General features: G+C 44.7%; 13 protein-coding genes and 1 riboswitch. Of the genes, 8 read left to right on the plus strand and 5 right to left on the minus strand.

Annotated elements, in window-relative coordinates; genetic code table 11:
- Positions 1 to 150: 150 nt before the first annotated feature.
- Positions 151 to 2250, minus strand: a complete 2100-nt coding sequence (tkt, locus tag CGSMWGV1500E_RS04380) for a transketolase (protein WP_004127221.1) — start codon at positions 2248 to 2250, stop codon at positions 151 to 153.
- A gap of 303 nt (positions 2251 to 2553) precedes the next feature.
- Between tkt and hrcA the strand changes: the two genes are divergently transcribed.
- From hrcA to CGSMWGV1500E_RS04345, 7 genes are all read left to right on the plus strand, one after another.
- Positions 2554 to 3570, plus strand: coding sequence for a heat-inducible transcriptional repressor HrcA (gene hrcA / locus CGSMWGV1500E_RS04375; protein WP_004127223.1), 1017 nt, complete (start codon positions 2554 to 2556; stop codon positions 3568 to 3570).
- A gap of 69 nt (positions 3571 to 3639) precedes the next feature.
- On the plus strand, positions 3640 to 4797 hold the full coding sequence (dnaJ, locus tag CGSMWGV1500E_RS04370) for a molecular chaperone DnaJ (RefSeq protein WP_004127226.1): 1158 nt from the start codon (positions 3640 to 3642) through the stop codon (positions 4795 to 4797).
- Positions 4798 to 4868: 71 nt separating this feature from the next.
- Positions 4869 to 5855, plus strand: coding sequence for a methionyl-tRNA formyltransferase (gene fmt / locus CGSMWGV1500E_RS04365; protein WP_004127229.1), 987 nt, complete (start codon positions 4869 to 4871; stop codon positions 5853 to 5855).
- Between the two features lie 17 nt (positions 5856 to 5872).
- Positions 5873 to 6547 carry a phosphoserine phosphatase SerB gene (serB, locus tag CGSMWGV1500E_RS04360; protein WP_032843405.1) on the plus strand — a complete coding sequence of 225 codons (675 nt, stop codon included), beginning with the start codon at positions 5873 to 5875 and terminating at the stop codon, positions 6545 to 6547.
- A gap of 604 nt (positions 6548 to 7151) precedes the next feature.
- Complete coding sequence (locus tag CGSMWGV1500E_RS04355; protein ID WP_004127234.1) at positions 7152 to 7982, plus strand: inositol monophosphatase family protein; 831 nt, start codon at positions 7152 to 7154, stop codon at positions 7980 to 7982.
- A 279-nt stretch (positions 7983 to 8261) separates the two neighbouring features.
- The gene (locus tag CGSMWGV1500E_RS04350) at positions 8262 to 14075 is read left to right on the plus strand and encodes a GA module-containing protein (protein ID WP_004127237.1); all 5814 of its coding nucleotides are present in this window, start codon (positions 8262 to 8264) and stop codon (positions 14073 to 14075) included.
- Positions 14076 to 14263: 188 nt separating this feature from the next.
- Positions 14264 to 14800 carry a peptidylprolyl isomerase gene (locus CGSMWGV1500E_RS04345; protein WP_004127243.1) on the plus strand — a complete coding sequence of 179 codons (537 nt, stop codon included), beginning with the start codon at positions 14264 to 14266 and terminating at the stop codon, positions 14798 to 14800.
- Positions 14801 to 15024: 224 nt separating this feature from the next.
- Here the strand turns inward: CGSMWGV1500E_RS04345 and thiC are convergent, their stop codons facing one another.
- From thiC to CGSMWGV1500E_RS04325, 4 genes are all read right to left on the minus strand, one after another.
- Positions 15025 to 17685 carry a phosphomethylpyrimidine synthase ThiC gene (gene thiC / locus CGSMWGV1500E_RS04340; protein WP_004127246.1) on the minus strand — a complete coding sequence of 887 codons (2661 nt, stop codon included), beginning with the start codon at positions 17683 to 17685 and terminating at the stop codon, positions 15025 to 15027.
- Positions 17683 to 17786: riboswitch (TPP riboswitch) on the minus strand. It overlaps the preceding gene by 3 nt.
- Before the next feature lie 119 nt (positions 17787 to 17905).
- A complete protein-coding gene (locus tag CGSMWGV1500E_RS04335) occupies positions 17906 to 18586 on the minus strand; it encodes a methionine ABC transporter permease (RefSeq protein ID WP_004127249.1) in 681 nt (226 codons plus the stop codon).
- 1 nt (position 18587) lies between these two features.
- Positions 18588 to 19388 carry a methionine ABC transporter ATP-binding protein gene (locus tag CGSMWGV1500E_RS04330; RefSeq protein ID WP_004127252.1) on the minus strand — a complete coding sequence of 267 codons (801 nt, stop codon included), beginning with the start codon at positions 19386 to 19388 and terminating at the stop codon, positions 18588 to 18590.
- Between the two features lie 155 nt (positions 19389 to 19543).
- Positions 19544 to 20377, minus strand: a complete 834-nt coding sequence (locus tag CGSMWGV1500E_RS04325) for a MetQ/NlpA family ABC transporter substrate-binding protein (RefSeq protein ID WP_004127254.1) — start codon at positions 20375 to 20377, stop codon at positions 19544 to 19546.
- A gap of 266 nt (positions 20378 to 20643) precedes the next feature.
- Between CGSMWGV1500E_RS04325 and CGSMWGV1500E_RS04320 the strand changes: the two genes are divergently transcribed.
- Positions 20644 to 22341, plus strand: a complete 1698-nt coding sequence (locus CGSMWGV1500E_RS04320) for an NAD+ synthase (protein ID WP_004127257.1) — start codon at positions 20644 to 20646, stop codon at positions 22339 to 22341.
- Positions 22342 to 22393: the final 52 nt, after the last annotated feature.

The raw sequence follows: 22393 nt of genomic DNA on the forward strand, positions 1-22393 counted from the left end.
AAGAAACAGCGGTTGATGCCAAACCAACGGTAGCTCGGCATCAATACGCCGTCGCTGTTTCTTGTGAAGTGTTTCGTTAGCACTTCGAGTTTTGTGACATACCAATTTTATTTTGATACATCAAGATTTTTTTATTTTGCTTACTTTATCTTAAGCGCGAGCTTCTTCGATAGAAGCCTTAGCAGCTTCTACTACATGCTCAGCAGTAATGCCCAAGTCGATCATGTTCTGACCGCCGTCACCCTGCAAGCCGTACTGTTCGATAGAAACAGCCTTGCCGCAATCGCCAAGATACTTGTACCAAGGCAATGCCAAGCCAGCTTCGATGGAAACGCGAGCCTTAACGGACTTTGGCAAGATTGCTTCCTTGTACTCTTCGTCCTGCTCTTCGAACCATTCGAGAGATGGCATAGAAAGAACGCGAGCCTTAATGCCTTCAGCTGCCAAAGTCTTGGCGCCGGCAACAGCCCACTGAACTTCGGAACCGGTTGCCATGATGATTACGTCTGGAGTGCCTTCGCAATCAACCAAAACGTAAGCGCCGTGCTTCACGCCTTCGCGAGCCTTTTCAGCAGTCTCAGCGAGGGTTGGAACGCCCTGGCGAGTCAAAATCATGGCAGTTGGGTAGCTGTTCTTCTTCTCGAAGAAGTAGCGGTAAGCTTCAGCAGTTTCGTACTCGTCTGCTGGGCGCACAACCTCAAGCTGAGGAATAGCGCGGAAAGCAGCCAAGTGTTCGATTGGCTGGTGAGTTGGACCATCTTCACCCAAAGCTACGGAATCGTGGGTCCAAACGTAGAGGTTTGGAATCTCCATCAAAGCAGCCAAGCGAACTGCTGGGCGCTCGTAGTCAGAGAACTGGAAGAAGGTGCCGTTGAATGGGCGAGTGTCAGAACCAAGCAAAATACCGTTGGTAATAGCACCCATTGCGAACTCGCGCACACCGAAGTGAAGCTGACGGCCGTGCTCGGAAACGTTTGGCCAAGTGCGGGTTGCGTCTTCGGATGGACCGAAGGAGTCAGCGCCCTTAATGTTGGTGTTGTTGGAGCCGCCCAAATCAGCGGAACCGCCCCAAAGTTCTGGCATAACAGCAGCAATTGCGTTAAGAACTGCGCCGGAAGCCTTACGAGTAGCAACCTTAGAGCCAACTTCGAAGCCAGCAACCAAGTCGTCAATAGCCTTGTCGAAGCCTTCAGGAAGCTTGCCGGCCTTAAGACGCTCGTAAAGAGCAGCCTTATCTGGGTTGGCAGCAGCCCACTTTGCAAGAGCTTCATCCCAAGCCTTGTGAGCAGCCAAGCCGCGCTCTGCAACCTTGCGAGCGTGAGCCAAAGCTTCTTCGTCGATTGGGAACGAAACTTCTGGGTCGAAACCGCAAAGTTCCTTCAAGCCCTTCACAGCTTCCTCGCCAAGCTTGGAGCCGTGGGAAGCTTCGTTGTCGGTCTTGCCTGGGGTTGGCCAAGCAATCAAAGTATTAACCTTAATGAAGTGAGGCTTGTCGGTAACTTCCTGAGCCTTTTCAATAGCAGCAGCCAAAGCCTGAACGTCTTCCTTGTAGGAGCCGTCTGGCTGGATGAAGCTAACTTCATCGGTGTACCAACCGTATGCACGGTAACGAGCAAGAATATCTTCAGAGAAGGTGAGCTTGGTGTCGCCTTCAATCTGAATGTGGTTTGCATCGAAGATTACGGTCAAATTGCCGAGCTTCTGGTTTCCAGCCAAGGAAGCAGCTTCAGAAGAAACGCCTTCCTCAACGTCGCCTTCGCCGCAGATAACCCATACCTTGTGATCGAATGGGGAAGTGCCGGCTGGAGCTTCTGGGTCAAGAAGCCCGCGCTCAAAACGCTGGCCGTAAGCGAAACCAACAGCGGAGGCAAGACCCTGGCCGAGTGGGCCGGTGGTCATTTCGATGCCTGGGGTTAAGCCATACTCTGGGTGGCCTGGAGTACGCGTGTCAGCGCCGCCACGGAAATACTTGAGATCGTCAAGAGTCAAGCCGTAACCAGAGAAGAACAACTGCACGTATTGCGTAAGCGAAGCGTGACCGCCAGAAAGAATAAAACGATCGCGGCCGGCCCACTTTGGGTCAGCAGGATCGTGCTTAATGAAATGCTGGTACAGGGTGTACGCAATTGGTGCCAATGAAACAGGGGAGCCAGGATGTCCGTGTCCTGCTCGCTCAACAGCATCAGCCGAGAGAACCTTCGCCATCTTTACGGCGCGCTCGTCTAATGCAGACCAGTTGAAATCGGTCATGTGATCTACTTTCCTTCCAATAATTCGGGTTTTTAAGCACAGCTTACGCTGGCTTTTTACCCTCTCATTGCCCTTCAATCCTATCTTTCGCGCGCGACGAATATGTTACAAAGTGTGTCAAAAGTTTGCTTTTATGTTCTGTTGTGAGTTTGCTTTTGAGTTCTGCTAATAGTTTGCTTTTATGTTCTGTTGAGTGCTAAGAAATAGACTATTATAAGAATATTAGAAATACTAAGAATATTAGAAATATAGTATTTAGACGTATTTGTTATTTATTAAGGAGCGGTAATGCAGTCACGACGCATGATGATTTTGCGCGCAGTTGTGGAGGATTATATTCGTTCTCAAGAGCCTGTTGGTTCTGCAGCTCTTGCAAAGCATCATCAGCTTGGAGTAAGTTCTGCGACTATTCGTAACGATATGTCTGCCTTGGAAGAAGAAGGTTACCTTGTGCAGCCGCACACTTCTGCAGGACGCATTCCTACCCAAAAGGGGTATCGCTATTTTGTTGACGGCATGGCTGCAGTTATTCCGCTTTCTGAACCTCAACGTCGCGCTATACGTAACTTTTTAAGCGGATCTGTTAGTTTGCAAGATACTTTGCAACGTTCTGCGCGTCTTCTTGCAAGTATTACCGGTCAAGTCGCGCTAGTCGCGTCTCCAGCATTATCTAAATCGAAAGTAAAAAGAATTGAGATTGTTCAAGTATCGTCTTCTACGCTTCTGGTTGTTGTAATTACAGACGCTGGAGGCGTAGCCCAGCACATGATTCAAGCCTCTAACATAAATCCAGACGACTTATTGCATTTAGTTAATATGGTTAATGAGAGCTGCGTTGGAGCATCCATTTTAGATGCTTCTAAGCGCGTTTATTTGCTTGCAAATCGCAAGGATTTAGCGTCAGCTTTGCAAATTATTAGTCAACTTGCTAACGCTTTAGAAGACATGCACGACGGAGAACACACTCATGACTTGTATATGGCGGGGGCTTCCCAACTTGCGCATAGGCAAAGTATTGGCGATTTTGCTTCCCTTTTTGACGCACTTGAAGAGCAGGCTGTTATTATGCGACTTATGACTTCTTTAAGTGAGGAAGCGAGTGATTGCGAAAGCGGAGTTAGTGTTGCAATCGGCTCGGAAACACACACTCCTGGTTTGCTTAATGCGTCTGTTGTAACAAGCGTTTACGGCTACAATGCTGATTCTGATTCCGCGTTTATTGGCTCAATTGGCCCTACTCACATGGATTATGCGGCAACTATGACAGCTGTTAAGGCTGTTGCGCGCTACCTTAATTCGTTTATATCCGAAAATTCTTAAAATTAGCTGTTTTATAGCTGGCTGTGCCTTATGCAAAAATGATTTATGAAAAGGTAAAAGGGGAATTAATTGACTGATTACTACAAGATTTTAGGTGTTGATCATAACGCTAGCGACGACGAAATTCGCAAAGCCTACCGTAAGATGAGCCGCAAGTATCATCCGGATATTGCAGGCGCTGAGTTTGAAGAAAAGTTTAAGGAAGTAAACGCAGCTTACGACGTGCTTTCTAATCCAGAAAAGCGTCGAATGGTAGATATGGGCGTCGACCCTAACGATCCTTCTGCAGGAAGTGCTGGAGCTTCAGGCGCTGGATTTGCAGACATGGGCATGGGTGATATTTTTAGCCAGTTCTTTGGTGGCTCTTTTGGAACTTCGCAAGGCCCAATTTCTAGGGTTCAGCCTGGTGAGGACTCTTTAGCTGAAGCTAAGATTGATTTGAAAACGGCTATTTTTGGCGGAAATGTGAGTGTTCGTATAACTGCTTTTGGAGTGTGCCAAGATTGCAGTGGTTCTGGTTCTGCAGATTCCGCAAATTCTGCTCCGGAGCAGTGCTCGCAGTGTCATGGAACTGGCTTCTGTCAGAAGGTTGTGCGCACAATGCTCGGTCAAATGGTTTCTTCAATGCCTTGCGACAAGTGCGAAGGTCACGGCACGATTATTAAAAATCCGTGCCAAAACTGCCGTGGTCGCGGACGAGTTCGCGCGGTTCGCGAAGTTGGTGTGAACGTTCCTGCAGGTATTCGAGATGGCAGCCGTTTGCGTCTTGCTTCTCAAGGTAGCGTTGGAGAGTGTGGCGGCCCTGCTGGAGACTTGTATGTTGATATTCACATTCGCGCCGACAAGCAGTTTACGCGAAACGGCGACGATTTGCATTGCTGGATTACTGTTCCTATGAGCTGGGCTGTGCTTGGTCACGATGTTGAAATCGAAACTTTTGACGGATCTCAAAAGCTTGAAATTCCTGCTGGATGTCAGAGTGACGACACTGTAACTCTTGAAAATCTTGGAGTTACGAAGCTTCGTTCTAAAGATCGCGGCAATATTATTGTTCATGTTTTGGTTCAGATTCCAACGAAACTTAGTGCAGAAGAGCGTTCGCTTATTAGTAAGTTTGCTAATTTGCATGACGGTGACGTAAAGCATGTTAAGCAAAATTCGCTTGACGAGCAGTCGGGTGAGCGAAAAGGTTTTTTTAGTAAATTAAAGGAAGCTTTTGCTGGATAATTTTTTGCTGGATAATTTTTGCAGTCTGATTTTGCAGTCGAATTTTTACGTCTATTAAAAATAGAGGAAATATGGCATTACCAATTTTGTTTGCAGGCACTCCGGAAGTTGCTGTTCCATCTCTTCGTGAGCTAGCTAAAGATAGTGAGCATTTTGATGTTCGTGCCGTTCTTACGCGTCCGGACGCTCCAACCGGTCGCGGCAGAAAGCTTGTGCCAAGCCCAGTAAAACAAGCTGCTCTTGAGCTCGGCTTGCCAGTAATCGAAATTGACCCTAATAAAGACGAAGCTAACTTCCTTAATAAGCTTGCCGAAACTGGCGCGAAAGCTGCAGCGGTTGTGGCATACGGCAAGATTTTGCGCCAAAACGTTTTAGACGCGTTGCCGCTCGGCTGGTATAATCTTCATTTTTCGCTTCTTCCGCAGTGGCGAGGTGCAGCTCCTGTTCAGCGCGCAATTTGGGCTGGGGATGATATTACAGGTGCTACTGTTTTTCGCATTACGCGCGGCATGGATTGCGGCCCTATTTTGGCGCAGTTTACTACAAAAATTGATACTCGCGAAAATTCTGGCGATCTTCTTTCTAGGCTTGCAATCGACGGTGCGCCTCTTCTTGCAGCATCTCTTCGTGGCATGGAAACTGGCGAAATCGTGCCGGTTGAGCAGGATCAGTCTCCTCAAGAAGTTGCGCAAAAAATCACGGTTGAAGATGCTCACATTGATTTTCATGCGCCGGATTTTGCGGTTGATCGTCAAATTCGCGCATGTACGCCAAATCCGGGCGCGTGGTGCGAGCTTCATGCGGACGACGAGAATAACGCAGAGCCGATTACTTTGCATGTTTTGCGCGCAAAGCCTGCAGACTCTAACGATCCGCATTCTGAAGAATTGATGAAGCTTAATCCTGGAAAATTGCTTGCCGGCAAAAAGCAAGTTTGGATTGGTACTTTAAGCGGCGCGCTTGAGCTTTTGGAAGTAAAAGCGCAAGGTAAGAAAGCTATGAAAGCGGCAGATTGGGCGCGCGGAGCAAGGCTTTCTGCCGAAGCCTACTGCGCATAATTATTGCGCATAAAATTATGAGCACGAACTTTTCTTCTCTATTGCCAACTTTAGCCAAGCCGGGGCTTTTGGTTATGGATGTTGATGCAACGCTTATTGAAGAAGAAGTTATTGATTTACTCGGTGAGGAAGCTTGCTGTGGCAAGGATCTTTCTGCGATTACAGCGCGCGCAATGCGTGGAGAAATCACTTTCGACGACTCTTTGCGTTCGCGCGTAAGTATGCTTCGCGGCTTAAATATTGACGAGTGCAAAAAGCGTATTATTTCTAAAATTCACGCAACTAAAGGCGCGAATGTTTTAATTGACGCTCTTCATGCGCGCGGTTGGAAAGTTGGCGCAGTTTCTGGTGGTTTTCACGATATTTTGGACGAATTTCTACCGAGTTTGAATATTGATTTTTGGGTTGCTCACCATTTAGAGTCTATTGACGGCAAGCTTACAGGAAACGTGCTAGGAAATATTATTAACGCTAATGCAAAAGTTGAATCCCTTAGAGCTTGGGCGAGTGATTTTGGCGTTGAGCGCGAGCAAACTGTTGCCGTGGGGGATGGGGCGAATGATATTTCAATGATTAAATTCGCCGGATTAGGCGTGGCTTTTTGCGCAAAACCAGCAGTTCAAGCGGCTACTCCTTACCATATTCTTACTCGCGATTTAAGTGCTGTATTGCGTTTTTTGAATGCGAATTAATCAGTTTTTGAATGTCTCTTGTTTACTGTGGCGCGAGTTTGGGGGATTTCTCTCCTCGCACGTCCCGTCCTTCGGGCGCTCTGGCTGTTAAAGGCGTTTATTGTGTTCGCCTTTCTTTAAAGAATGTAGCTTCTCAGTCCTCTTTTAGTGCTCGTAAAGAAATCCCCCAAACTCTGCGTGCTAACCATTAATAACCTCGTTTTATCGCAGAGATTTTTCGATTTTTCTTCTTCGCTCGACGAATCAGCAGCCTACGGCTCTGACGTTCGTCTCGTTCAGTGCGAAAAATCTCGAATCTCACCACACGAATATTCCTCGAATGAATTACGAAACATATTGAGATGCAAAATAAATCTTGCATTTATAAAACGAAAAGTTGATGAATGTACATAAGCAATGTAAAATAATGAAGCAATGACTAAAGATTAATGATTAAATTTTTTGTGAAAGTTCTGTAGCTTTTATCCACAGAGCATGAATGTGTTGGTAAATCTTTCTATTGATTAGTAAAATAACAGTTAGTTTTTGAGAGAAAAGTGTGCGTAAACGCAGGAGATTCAATAGTTTACGTTGAAATTTGCGTACGAAGGGTAGGGAGTGTAAGTTGAATTTACGAGAAGTTGCGCTTGAAGTTGCGCGTATTTTGGAAGACGTTGGTAAACATGCGTATCAGGATCAGTTAAGTCCTCAAGATATGACGTCGCTTGCTTTGGGTGGTTCTACGCAATCTGAATCTGGTTTTGCCGACAAGCTCGTGCGCTTTATTCAAAACCGTTTAACCTACGTGAATCCTTTCCAAGGTTTTTGGCGCACTAGGCCGGAACATTGCAATCCTGGAGACCGTTTTTGGTGCGTTGGAAACGTTGACGGCGCTATTAATTTTAATCGTGATATGGCTGAGTGGACTATCACTGTTTCGTTGTTTGAATTTAACGATGAAGGTTCAGCTCGCCCTGTGCTTGGCGTGGTTCATGCGCCGGCTTTAGGGTTGACTTATCTTGCTGCGAAAGGCCAAGGTGCTATTCGCATTCGTAGGACTCCGCAAGGAGAGAAGCGTGAGAAGATTACGCCTTCCACTACGTCGACTTTGCGCGGTTCTGTGGTTTGCTACGGAATGTCTTATATACCGGGCGAATCTAAGCGTTCGCTTGACGTAGTTTCTTTGCTTGAGGAAGGCTGTCCGGCTGATATTAAGCGCATTGGTCCGGCTTCGCTCGACTTGTGCAAGGTGGCTGACGGCACGTACGACGCTTACTTTGAGCCGCATTTGCACCAGTGGGATATTCCAGCTGTTTCTGCTGGAGCTGTGGTTGTGGAAGAGGCGCAGGGGCAGTTTTGCCAGTGGGATGGAAGCCCTATTCATTGGCGACGCGAAAATGATGTAGTTGCTTCTAACGGTTTGCTTATTAACGAGTTAAAGCCGTATCTTAAGTAAGCGTAAACTAATTTTTGCACAAATAACGTAACTATTAGTTTTGCTCTAAAAGTAGCGAAAATCACATATAAAAGTGCTTGAAATGTATGAATTTTTGAGTAAAATACTGGCTGTGCTGGTTTCAGATTGCTAAAAATCTGATGTGCTGAACACATATTAAAACGTTGGCACTGTGATTTAGGCAGTATGATGACACTAATTGGTAGGAAAAACGCTAATTTGCCGAGTTTGATTTAATACGCAAAATCTCTCGGTTGAATAAACGGAGTAAAAGAAATAATGAAGAAGAATAATATTAACGCAAATAGTTTTGCTGATTTACTTAAGTCTGCTAAGAGTACGTCTTATGCGCCACTTTCTAAGAGCGTGTGCGCTGCAATGCTCGCAGGTGCTATGGTGCTTGGGGGGGGGGTATTCGTTTCTCCTGCTCCTGCCTATGCTGACGGTTATGTGAGCCCTGACGGTAATAATATTTACTACGGTTACAAGTCTGACGCAGATTACAGTAAAGATCGAATTAAGATCGAGGTTCATTACTATAGCAATATGAAAGATGCCGAAGAAGACAATATTGCTAAACAAGATCCTTTAGGCAAATATGTACATGTAAAGTACATTGCAAATCTTAATAAAGATGGAAACACTTTTGATAGGTGGGCATTCCGTCCTATGTGGTGGTACGGTGTTCCAGCTGGTTTAACTGACGTACACGATATTAATTATAGTCGTTTTGAAAAATACACTGATACGAGCGCGTCTGCTCCTTCAACTCCTGGCATTCGTAAAGATAGCGATAACGTTACCAAACATTATGCTAATTCAAAGGATTGGAAGGGTATTTCTAACTTCTATATTACCGATCCAAGCAAGCTTACTTCTATGAACGGTTTGAAAACGCTGCTTGGTATCGATGGTGGTAATAACAAAGGCTACGATAATAAAGGCGATACCGCTGGTAACTGGACAGAGTTTTACGATGCTACAAAAGGTATGCAGGGAATGTTTGTCGACTGGGAGTCTGCAGGTAAGCGTTATTATCAAATGACCTACGTTGCAGAACTTACCGAACAAGCATGGCAACAGCGTGATGAGCATCCTTTGCGTTTTGGTGCTGGTGTGTATCGTTTTGCTGGTAACTGGCATATTGCTACTGGTCAGATTCATCGCGCTCCAAAGATTGCAGACAGTTTGAAGGTTAAGTATCCAACGCAGACTCCAGTTGCGAATGTTAATTCACTGACTACTGAAGAACAGAACAAAGTTAAGACAGCAATCAATGATGCCAACAACAAAACTCCACACTTCAAGGATTTGCTTGACGGAACTGCTGGCATAAAAGTTGATGCAGATGGTACTGCAACGCTTAAGTTCAAGGATAATACAACTCTTGTTATGCCTGGAAAGTTGCTTGTAGTAGAAGATAAAAAAGATAACGTTAAGTTCCCACCTGCGTATCCTGCTCCGATTGGCGTTGTGAATCCTAAGAGTTTGAGCGATGCGGATCAGAAGGCGATTATTGAAGGCTTTAAGAAAGCTAATACAGGCAAAGAATTCCTTAATAAAGTTAAGGATCAAGACGCTGATGCTTATACGTTTGATAACAATAAGCAGGAATTGACTATTAATTACAAGGACGGCTCTTCGCTGACCATTCCTTACGATCAACTGGTGTATCAAGGACCAAAAATCGCTGATTGGGCGCCATATTCTGTGCCGGATATGATTACGGTTGATAACCTCACGAATATTACCGATACTGAGGTAACTACCATTAAGAAAGCATTCGACGATGCCAATAGTGGCTTGGATGTCTACACGAATGCGAAGACTAAGGACTCTACTGGTTACTTAACAATTGATAAAAAGACCGGCAATGCCACAATCAAGTGGGAAGACGGTTCTACGACAGAAATTGCTTCTTGGCAATTCTTGAAGGAAAAGGAAAAGACTGCACCTGCTCCAGAACCTTCAACGCCTGTTGCTGAAGAAAAGACCTTTACAGTTGATGCACAGGCTTCGCAAATACAAGTCAACTTCAACCCATTCAGTATGGCTGAAAGTGATTTAACAACTAATTCTGCGCAGATTGACCCTATTAAAGACGTATTGAAAGCCAAGAAAGGTAAGGATTCTAAGAATCCAAATACGCAAGTAAATATTGATAGCGTTGAATATAGTGTTGAAAACGGTATAGGATACATCACATTTAAGGCAAATGGATACAAAGATGCAAAGTATCCAATGGGTATGTTCTTTAAGCAGAGGCCGGATAAGCAGACTCCTAAGGAAACTGAACATAATCCACAAGGAAAGGACCAATATAAGTACAAAGTTCAGCCTGTAGAATACGAAGGTAATTCCGTTACCCCTCAAGACTGGATGAAGGCTTTAAAGCAGTTTGTTAAGTCTAACTACGGTAAAGATTTAACGAGTGATTCTGCAGTTGTTGAAACATATGTATTGCCTGAAGGTATAACACCTGTAGAAGGTACTAAAGGATTACAACGTTTCGTTAAAGGTAAGAATGGCGATAATGGTGTAACTACTATTCATGTTGGTAATGATGGAGTCTTAGAAGTACAAGGTTACGAAAATGGAGATAATAATCTGAAGACTCTATTCACTGTTCCAGCAAGCGAGTTGTATGTTAAGAAGAATGCTAGTGGCGTTGATCACACTGTTTCGGATTTGAAGGATCTTGCTAAAAAGATTCGCGATGCAAAGAAAGCCAGTGGTGTAACAGACATCGATTTCAAGCGAGCTGGTATTGATGATGCTAGTGACAACACTATCAACGGCATGAATGAGAAGCAGCTTCGTGAGCTTATTGCCAAGCTTACTAATGCTACAAAGGCTGAGTACATCTACACTGCAAGCCCAATTGAAATTGATCGCGATCCAAATGCTTCCGACTTTGCAGCAACAGATGACGAGGTTCAAGCAGCTGTTAAAGCATTCTTAAAGGCTAACTACACTGGTGAAGGAATTGATAGTTATACTATCACTGGCAATAGTGGTAACTTTGATAACATAACGTGGACGCCTAAATCTGGCACTAAGAACCTTGAGCTTAAGTCTACCTCTAATCCTGCTGGTATTGATTCATTTACTCTCAACTATGATGATGCTAAGAGTGTCAACTTTAAGAATGGCGATACTGTTCTGTTCAATGTTCCTGCAACTGAGCTGTACAAGAAGAAGGAAGCGTCTAAGCCAGCTCCATCCGCTGAAGACCTCAAGAAGCTCAAGGAGCAGGCTAAGGAGCTTATTGACCGCAATCCAAAGCTTACTGATGCACAGAAGAAAGATTACAAGAAGAAGATTGAGGATGCTACTACCAAGGAGCAAATCCAGAATATCCTCAAGGAAGCTAATAATCAGTCTGCTGCGAGTACTGTCACTCCTGAACAGCTAAAGCAGAAGGAAAAAAGGGAAAAGGAAAAGCGCGAAAAAGAACAGCGCGAAAAAGAACAGAAAAAGCAACTTGGTGAAGACAAAACCAAAGCCAAGGAAACTATCGAAGGCCTGACCAATCTGACTGATGGCGATTCTGGCGATAAGAAGAAGTTATCAGGTGAAATTGATAATGCTCAAACTTCTGAGGAAGTTAAGAATATTATCGAAAAAGCCAAGGCGATTAACGACGCTCGAGGTGCTTTGAAGGAAGGCGCGCTTCCATTCTTAAGCCACGGCAAGGGAGAAAGCGACAACGACGATAAGGCTCTTAAGGAGCTAATCGGTGCTGACCCAACTCAGAAAGATAGCACACTCACTGCTTTGGAAAATGCTATTAAGGACATTTCCAGCGCTCAAACCTCCGCAATCCGCGCTGCTATTGACGCTGCAACACGCCAAAATGGAATTAATGAGCAAGCTGCAAGGCAGGCTGCTAATGCCAAGATTGCTGAGTTTGAGAATAAGCTTACAGCTGCTGAAAAGGTTCTTACCGATAACACAACAATCAAAGCTGACGATAAGACTGCTGCTACTAACGCTATTAATGAGGCAAAAGCTGCTATCACAACTGCCAAGACTCGGATAGATAACGCTACCAAGCCTTCTGAAATGTTGACTCATTTTACCGACGTTAAGGATAAGTTCAATACCGCTAATGGCAAGGTCAATGATGCTGTTAACAATGCTCAGAAGGAAAACAAGAAGGGTAACACCAACGATCCTGATGCTACTACTTTCCAATCCGAGAAGGATAAAGCCAAGAAAGAGATTGATAACATTCCTGGATTGACCGAAGAAGAGAAGACTGAGTACAAGAAGCAGATTGATCAGTCTACTCACACTGGCGATCCTGAAGCAATCGTAAATCGTGCTAAGAAAAACGATAAGATTAAGAAAGCTTTGAAGAAGATTGACGACTTCAAGCATCTTAATAATGCGCAGAAGGAAGCCTTCAAGAAGATTATTGAAGACACTGACGCTTCTGATCACAAGAATGCTGACGGTACAACTTCTGACGACATTGACGATGCGCTCGCCAATGCTGCAAACACCGATAATGCTATGGCTCGTCTTGAAGAGTTGAAGACTAAGGCGGATGAGTTTGCCAAAGGTGAAAAGTACAAGGCCTTGCAAGACGGAAATGAGCAAAAGAAAGCATTTGATGATGCTTCTACTGCTTCAGGTGCTGTACTCGATAAAGTTAAGGGCGATGCTAAGGGTGCTGATGAAGTCAATACTTTGTATGATGACCTTCTGAAAGCAATGCGCGCTATCGACCCTAATGCCCAGAGCGCTGGTCTTAAGACCGATGCACTTAAAGCTGAGATTGCCTCTGATGAGACTTTCAAGCCAGATACTACAGCAAATCCTGCAAAGCCAGGCAATCCTGTTTACAACACTTCTTCTAAGGCTAAGAAGGATGAGTTTGACAAGGCGTTAGGTGAAGCTAAAACGGTTTTGAATGGTGCTGGTAATGCTGATATTTCTACTGCAGATAAAGAAGCAACAGAGCAAAAGGAGATTGACGCTGCTCTTGACAAGCTTGTGAAGGCTCGCTTAGCTCTTGACGGTGTTGACACAACCAAGTTGCAAACTGAGATTGGTAATGCTCCTACTGTTGAAGAATCTGATGCTTATAAGTTTGCAACGAATAAGTCTGATTATGACACTGCTCTTAAGGATGCTAAGGAGCTTATCGATAAGCTGACCGGTAAGAAGCAGGCTAGCGCAGACGATCATCTTGACACCAAGGAGAATAAGCAGACAGCTTTGGATGCGGCTTTGAAGAAGTTGCAAGACGCGGCTAAGGCTCTCGATGGTAAGAAACCAGTCGAGCCAACCCCAACTCCAACGCCTTCTGTTGATAAGTCTCACTTGCAGCAGGGCATTAACGATGGTAGCGATGTTCATAATTCGGATGAGTACAATAATGCTCCTTCGGATAAGAAGCAGGCTTATGATCACGCTTTGGATCATGCTAACGAAGTTAATAATGATCCAAATGCAACTCAAGATCAGGTGAATCAGGCTACTGAGGATTTGAAGAAGGCTGAGCATGATTTGAAGCCGGCTCCAACTCCAAGCCCAGTCCCTGGCGGCGCTGGCTTTGGTGTGAATGATAACGCGTCTACTACTGTGGATAAGGGCGAGTTGAACATTCAGATTGATAGTGCTGAAGCTGATTCACAGCCTGGTAATGCTGGCAACGGTAACGCTGGCAATGCTGGTAACACAAACGCTGCTAATGCTGCAAATTCTGCTGCTGTGAATGCTGCGGTTGAAAATTCGCCGGCTGTGAAACAGGCGGATGCTCAAGTTGCTAAAGCTCAAGCTGCTTTGGACTCTGCTTTGGCTGAGGCTAAGAAGGTTGCGGCTGATCCTAATGCAACTCAGGCTCAGGTTGATGCTGCAGCTCAGAAGCTTTCTGCTGCTCGTAAGGCTTTGGCCGCTGCTAAGGCTCATGCGGCTCAGGTGCGTGCTTCTGTGCGCGCTCAGGTGTTGAAGAGTGGCGTGTCTCAGCTTAGTAAGACTGGTAGCAACGTGTCTGTGATTGGCTTGCTTGCTACTGTTGCTGCTGCTGGTGCTGCGTTCTTCGTGAGCAAGCGCCGCGGAATCTCTCGCCATAGCAACAACTAGGCGAGAGGCTGCAAAGCCTGCAAAGCATGTAAAGCCTGCAAAGCCTGCTGCTTTGCTAGACAATAAATAAATAAATACTTGCCCCACTTCGCATCTTTCTTCACTCCGCGAGGTGGGGCATTTTCGTATGCGAATATTTTTATTTAACACGAATTGAAACAGTCACGAAAATATGGGAGAATTGCCACATGACTACAGTTATTATGCATACTTCTGAAGGCGATATTAAAATCAACCTGTTTGATACCAAAGCGCCTGAAACCGTCAAAAATTTCGTTGGCTTAGCTACCGGTGAGCGCGAGTGGCTTGACCCATTCAGTGGAAAACCTTCGCATGAGCCATTTTACGATGGTTTAACTTTCCACCGCATTATTAAGGAATTTATGATTCAGGGTGGATGCCCACTTGGTAACGGAACCGGTGGACCTGGCTACGAGTTTGACGATGAAATTGACGCATCCTTGAAGTTCAACAAGCCTTATTTACTCGCTATGGCAAATGCTGGAAAGCGTCGCGGTCGTGACGGTCGTTTGCATGGCACTAACGGCTCGCAGTTCTTCATCACAACCGTTCCAACTCCATGGCTTGACGGTCATCATACAATTTTCGGCGAAGTCGCTGACGATGAATCGAAGGCCGTTGTTAATAAGCTCGAGTCGGTGGCAACCGATCGCTCTGATGCTCCTCTTGAGCCTGTTGGCATTATTTCTATTGAAGTTTTGTGAAGTTTAAGCTGGTAAATAAATCAGCAATAAAAAAGCGAGCTTTATAGTTAAGCCATGCAAGATTCCTTGCAAAACCTAGCTATAAAACTCGCTTCGGTTGTTCAACCTTCTTCTGTTATGCATTATCCATTGTAGGTATTTTATTCATTACTTTAAAAAGTAATTCGTGCGCTGTAAGCTCACATAAGCTTGCCTACAGCGCTTAAGTTCGCGCTTATTATCGCTTATTCTTTAACACTTTGGTAAAGCGACGAGCCAGATTCCTGGAACTTCTTGCTCATCTCTTTCATGCCGTCAGCAATAGCCTGGTTTCGAGCTTCTTCAACAAGCTGCTCCTGCTGTGCAGCTCCACCAAAGCGCTTACGAATATTTTGCGAAATAGCCATCGAGCAGAACTTTGGTCCGCACATCGAGCAGAAATGCGCCATTTTTGCTGGTTCTGCAGGAAGCGTATCGTCGTGGAAGGCGATTGCGGTATCTGGATCGTAGCTTAAGTTGAACTGATCCAACCAGCGGAACTCAAAACGAGCCTTACTAATAGCGTTGTCGCGATCCATAGCATGTGGATGATGCTTAGCAAGATCAGCCGCATGGCAAGCAATCTTGTACGCAATTACGCCCTGCTTCACGTCATCCTTGTTAGGCAATCCCAAATGTTCCTTAGGGGTTACGTAGCAAAGCATTGCCGTGCCGTAGCGCGCAATTTCTACGCCACCAATTGCTGAAGTAATGTGATCGTAGCCTGGGGCAGTGTCGGTAGTCAAAGGACCAAGCGTATAGAATGGAGCATTCTGGCAAATCGCCTTCTCCATTTCAATATTCATGCGCACAGTGTCGAATGGTACGTGGCCAGGGCCTTCAATCATCACTTGCACATCATGCTGCCAAGCAATCTTAGTAAGCTCGCCAAGTGTCATAAGTTCGGAAAGCTGAGCCGCATCGTTAGCGTCAGCCAAGCTACCTGGACGCAAACCGTCGCCCAAAGAGAATGCAACATCGTACTTTGCAAAAATCTCACACAATTCTTCAAAGTGCGTGTACAAGAAGCTTTCTTGATGATGCTGTAAGCACCATTCAGCCATAATCGAGCCGCCTCGAGAAACAATGCCGGTTACGCGGTTTGCAGTAAGCGGCACGTAGCGAAGAAGCACGCCAGCGTGAATAGTCATGTAGTCAACGCCCTGCTCGCACTGCTCAATAACAGTGTCGCGGAAAAGCTCCCAGCTTAGCTTAGAAGCGTCATCCTCAACCTTTTCCAAAGCCTGGTACATTGGCACAGTGCCGATCGGCACAGGGGAGTTGCGCAAAATCCATTCGCGCGTCGTGTGAATATCGTTACCGGTGGAAAGATCCATAACGGTATCCGCACCCCACTTCGTTGCCCACGTAAGCTTTTCAACTTCTTCGTCAATAGAAGAAGTTACGGCAGAATTGCCCATGTTTGCGTTGAGCTTAGTTAAGAAGCGTGAGCCAATAATCATAGGCTCTGCCTCAGGATGGTTAATATTGCAAGGAATTACAGCGCGTCCTGCTGCAAGTTCGGAGCGAACAAGCTCTACGTCGCAATTTTCGCGTGTTGCAACGTACTGCATTTCTGGGGTTATGATTCCGTGGCGAGCGTACCACATTTGCGTAATCGGATGATCCGCGCCCTTCATTGGCTTATGAGTGCGACCACGCCATTCTTTAGAAGCCTTACCGCGTTTAATTGCGCGCTTTCCGTCGTCTTGAAGATTACGCCTGCGACCCTCATATTCCACAACGTCACCACGGTCACGAATCCAGTCAAGGCGAAGCGGAGCCAAGCCTTCCTTAGGATCGCACTTTGGACCTTCAGTATTGTAATCCTTAAAAGGCGGATTAGGGCCAACGCCAGGAGTGTCCGAAAGCTTAATCTCAGTGTATGGAACTTCCAAATCGTAAGAACCGTACTCGTATTCAAAATGAACTGGAGTAGTTTTGCGAATATGAGCCTTGTCTCGCTGAGTGCATCCGCGTGATGCAATATCTACGCGCTGCTGCTTAGCTAACTTTGCTGCTTCTTTTGCTTCTTTAGCGTTAATAAAAGTTGGTTTCTTTTCTGCAGTTTCGTTAGATTCGGAGTTTGAAGCTTTTTCGTCAACAACTACGCGCTTAGCGTAGCCGTGCTTGCTTTCTTGGCGCACCGACTTCCAGCTTTCAACAAAATCATGCATTGTTGATTCTGGAGTTTGCGAAGCATAAATCGGTTCTGTAACGAAGAAGCCTGCAGCTTTTGTGCGAGCAATCATAGATACGTCTTCAAGCTGAGTTCTTCCGCCAACCAAAACTGGGAAATCGCTTGCGGAGCAAATCGTATTAATTTTTGCTTCGTCCAGCGTTGTGTGATTTGCTTCCAGTTCGTAAGAGGCAGTAGAGTTTTCTTGCCCCTCTTCTGGGTTTCGCATTGCTTTTACGCAAATGTAGTCAATGCAACCATCTGGAAGCTCGTTAATAACCTTAACTAAGCTTTCTGTTTCAACTGTTAAACCAATAACAGCATCCTCGCCAAGCAAAGCGCGCGCCTCTCTAGGTTCCATGTCGCTTTGAGCTAAGTGAACGCCGTCAACTTTAATGCTTTGATTTCTAGCCTGCCAAGCAACATCAACTCGCTCGTCAATAACAAAAGTTACTGAATCACACTTGTTATTGTCTTCAATAATTTGCGCAATATCTCGAGCAATAGTTGTGATTTCTTTTGCGCTTTCATCGTTTGCGTGCAAACGAATCAACGTTGCTCCTGCGCGCAAAGCATCATCAACAATATCGGTAAGCGGACGATTATTACAAGCTTTTGGGTCTGCAATAAAGCAGGCGGTGAGATTGAACTGATCACGCATTGAGGCGTATGGATAATTCGAGGTCATACTAAAATCGTTGCTCCCTACGTTGTATTAACTAAACAGGTTCGAAGGGTTAGGTTTTGCCTATCTCAGCCTTCTAAAAGAAAGCACCCCTGCAAATGTCGAATTATCAGCCATTTTACACGATTACATGCACTTTTTATTAAAGGCATGTTGCGAAGACTTTGTTTTTGTAAAGTTTTCACAACATGCCTTAGTTTTACAAAGTTATAGTTTGTAAGTTTTAGCGCTCGTGGTGATTTATAGTGCGTGAAATAAAATCTCCCAAGCTTTGCACAATCTGCACAAGAATAATGCAGAGCACCACGGCAACCGTCATAACATCGTACTGGTAGCGCTGGTAGCCGTAACGTATTGCAATATCTCCAAGTCCGCCAGCTCCAACTGTTCCAGCCATTGCACTAAAACCAAAAAGCGTTATGAATGTAAGAGCAGCGCCGCGAATAAGCGAAGGCAAAGCTTCCCAAAGCAGCACTTTGCACACAATTTGAAGTTTGCTTGCTCCAAAGCTTTGTGCAGCCTCAATTAAGCTTCCGTCAACTTCTGCCAAAGACTGTTCAACAATTCGCGCCACAAACGGAGCTGCTGTAATAACAAGCGGCACAATAGCGCCTGGAACTCCAAGAGATGTGCCAACAAGTAGGCGAGTGAACGGAATTAAAGCAACAAGAAGAATAATAAACGGCACTGAGCGCACAATATTAACAATCCAGCCAATAACAGCGCTTAAAGTTGCGTTTGGGCAAATGCCCTTTTTGTCCGAAATAATAAGCAGCACACCAATTGGAAGGCCAATTGCATAAGCTAAAAGTGTTGCAACAGAAGTCATTACTAAAGTATCTTGCACGCCTTCAATTAGTAAATCGCCATAGTTATCAATAAATTGTGTAGCAGTTTCTAGCATTTTACTTCACCTCGCCTGCAAGTGTGTAGTTTTCGGTAAAACTCTTCTTATTTCTATGATTTTCTACTTTGTCGTCTGCAATAAGCGTGCGCAAAATATCGCTTTGTGGATTTGCGAAAAGCTCTGCAGTATCTCCTAATTCCACAATATTTCCGCCGTCAATCATTGCCACACGGTCGCAAATATTTCTAGCAACTGCCAACGAGTGCGTAATAATAACGAGTGTTACGTTAAGCTCGCGGTTAATTCGGCGCAATAAATCAAGTATTTGAGCTGTTGTAGTGGAGTCGAGTGCGCTTGTAGCTTCGTCGCAAAGCATAATCGAAGGATTATTTGCCAAGGCTCGAGCGATTGCTACGCGCTGCTGTTGCCCGCCGGAAAGCTGGCTAGGGTAGCGGTCTGCAAGATTTTGCAATCCAACTAAGTCGAGCAAATAGTGTGCGCGCTCTTCACGTTCTTTTTTTGGAGTGTGATTTAGTTCAAGCGGAAAAGTTACGTTTCGCAATACTGTTCGCTGCTGGAAAAGACTAAAGTTTTGGAAAATCATTCCAATATTCGCGCGAACTTTAGCAAGCTCTTTATCTTTTACTTCTGTAATATCGTTGCCGTCAATTATAACTTTTCCGGAAGTTGGCCTCTCAAGCAGATTCATGCAGCGCACTAATGAAGATTTACCGGCACCAGAAGAGCCAAGTATTCCGAATACTTCACCAGATTCAATGGTGAGATTAATATCGTGCAATGCTTCATGCGCTTCGCTACCTTTTCCGTAGCTTTTATGAAGATGTTCAATCTGAATCATGCTTATTCCCTAACAGCTATTATTTTTAGAAATAATTTAGGTAAGTTCAATACTTAACTAAAATATCTATTCTACGTATATCACAAACTAAAAAATACTAAAAATACTGCCGCAAAGAACACACCTTGCGGCAGTATGTGGCTACTTTTTATTCTTTAGAAAACTGGAAGCACAGCGCCCTTATAATTCTTGGTAATATAATCGCGAACTGCACTTGTTTTCAAAGCTTTAATCAAGGCTTTAATCTTAGCCAGCTTTTGTGAACCCTTCTTTACAACAATAATGTTTTCGTAAGTTTTAGCGGCAAGACCACCAACTTTTTCGGAAGTAAGAGGATCCTTAGTTGGGTTAAAACCAGCCTGAATAGCGTAGTTTCCGTTCATTGCAGCAAGATCAACATCCTTAATAGCTGTTGGAACTGCAGACGGGTCAAGCTCTTTGAACTTCAAATTCTTAGGATTCTCAGTAATATCTTTTGTAGTAGAGTTAATATCTTTTGGATTCTTCAACTTAATCAATCCAGCATCCTGCAAAAGAAGCAATGCACGAGCCTCATTAGTAGGATCATTTGGAACTGCAACAGTTGCTCCGTTTGCTAATGCTTTAATCGTCTTGGTTTTTCCTGGATACAATCCAAATGGTTCAAAATGGATTCCTGCAATTGAAATCAGGTGCGAGCCCTTTTCCTTATTGTAGTTGTCCAAGTATGGAAGATGCTGGTAGTAGTTTGCGTCAACTTCACCTTCTTCGGTTGCAGCATTTGGCTGAACGTAGTCGGTGAATTCCTTAACAACAAGCTTGTAACCTTCTTTTTTCAAAATTGGTTTCACAACATTGTTAAGAATTTCCGCATGTGGGGTTGGTGTTGCTGCTACGGTAATTGTCTTATCATCGCCGTTTGCGCCTTTAGTGCTTCCGCATCCGCTTAAAGCAAAAGTTGCCAGCGCTGCGAGTGCTGTGAGTGATGCAATAACTTTAATCCTGCGCATATTTTCTTCTCCTTGTTTGTGGTTTTGTTTACCTGTTTGTTTGTTGTTTTTGTTGTTTGTTTTTTTTTTATTTTGTTTTTACGTTTTTCCCCTTCGCGAGTAACGAGTTCTCAATATAGGCCAGAAAAATCAAGAATTCTACAATTTGCTTATTAGTAATATTTATGACGTGTTACTAATCCGCGTGCTTACGGCATGTGCGGGGAAAAAATAAGTTTTTCAACACGTCGCTTACTTGCGTAACGCATGCTATTAAACTAGGAAATATGAGTTTTTTGCGATTGGCATTAGCGCAGATAGATACCTGCGTTGGAAACATTGATAGCAATGTTGAAAAAGTGGTGAAATACGCAACTTGCGCCGCAAATAATGGTGCGAATATTGTTGTGTTTCCAGAAATGACATTAACCGGATATCCGATTGAAGATCTTGCTTTAAGAGGAACTTTCCGTGCGGCTGCGCAAAAAGCTGCAGAGTCTCTTGCTAAAAAACTTTCGGAAGAAGGCTTGGGGGAGCTTTACGTAGTAGTTGGAACTGTTGGTTTCGATGAGTCTGCCGGAAAGCCTCGTAACCGTCTACTTGTTCTTCACAAAGGCGAATCAGTTCTTAAGTACGATAAGCATTTTTTGCCCAATTACGGCGTTTTTGACGAGTTTCGTATTTTCTCTTCCGGAAATAAGTGCGAAATTTTGCAAATTAATAATATGCGTCTTGGTTTTGCTATTTGTGAAGACATTTGGCAAGATGGCGGACCTGTTGCGCGCTTGGCAGAACTTGGTATTGATGCTCTTATAACAATGAACGGCTCTCCTTACGAGGAAGGTAAAACTCATGTGCGCTTGAACTTGGCTAAAAAGCGTGCTGCGGAAGTTCATGCTCCTGTTGTGTATGTGAATCAGGTTGGTGGCCAAGACGATTTAGTATTTGACGGCGGAAGTTTTGTTGTTGATTTAGACGGAACTTTGCTTGAGCGCTCGCCAATGTTTGCTGAAGACTTGTCTTTTATTGATTTTGACACTTCGCTTTCTTCTCAAAAAACTTCTAGTATTGCTCCAAAACTAGATTCGGACGAAGAAGTTTACAGCGCTTGCGTTCTGGGTCTTCGCGACTACATGCGTAAAAACGGTTTTAAAGGCGTGTGCTTAGGTCTTTCTGGCGGTATTGATTCAGCTTTAGTTGCAACTATGGCTGCGGACGCGTGTGGCGGCGAAAATGTTCACGGAATTTCCATGCCTAGCATGTATTCTTCTGACGGCTCTAAGGATGATGCGTGCGATTTAGCAAATCGCATTGGTGCACACTACGATGTGCAGCCAATTGAACCGCTTTTTAAAGCTTTTCAGTCTCAGCTTGATTTGCAAGGTGTTGCTGCAGAAAATTTGCAGGCTCGCGTTCGCGGAGTAATCGTAATGGCTTACTCAAATTCTCTAGGAGTGTTGGCGCTCGCAACTGGTAATAAATCAGAGCTTGCTTGCGGATATTCAACAATTTATGGAGATGCGGTAGGAGGGTATGCTCCTATTAAAGATTTGCTAAAAACGCGTGTTTGGGCGCTTTCTCGCTGGCGCAATCGTGCGGCTAAAGCTGGAGTAGGAATTGGTATGTTAAAAATTGTTGGTTTTGAGGATGCTAAAAAGGTGCAGGCTCCTAAAGACGGCATATTGATTCCAGTAAACTCTATTGTTAAGCCGCCTAGCGCGGAGCTTCGTCCGGATCAAAAAGATTCTGATTCTTTGCCTGAATATGAGCTTCTGGACCGTGTTTTACAAGCTCATATTGAGCATGCTCACGGAAGGGCTGATTTGCTTGCAGACGGTTTTGACTCTCATACGGTAGATACTGTTATGCGTTTGGTGGATCGCGCCGAATGGAAGCGCAGACAGTATCCGTTGGGTCCAAAAGTAAGCGCTATTGCTTTTGGTAGGGATCGAAGAATGCCTGTTACAACCGCTTTTCGCGAATAAAATGTGACATATCTCACTAGATTTCTTGCAAAACTCCTCGCGCACTTTTATA

This window comes from Gardnerella vaginalis 1500E, assembly GCF_000263595.1.
GTDB classification, from domain to species: Bacteria; Actinomycetota; Actinomycetes; order Actinomycetales; family Bifidobacteriaceae; genus Bifidobacterium; species Bifidobacterium vaginale_E.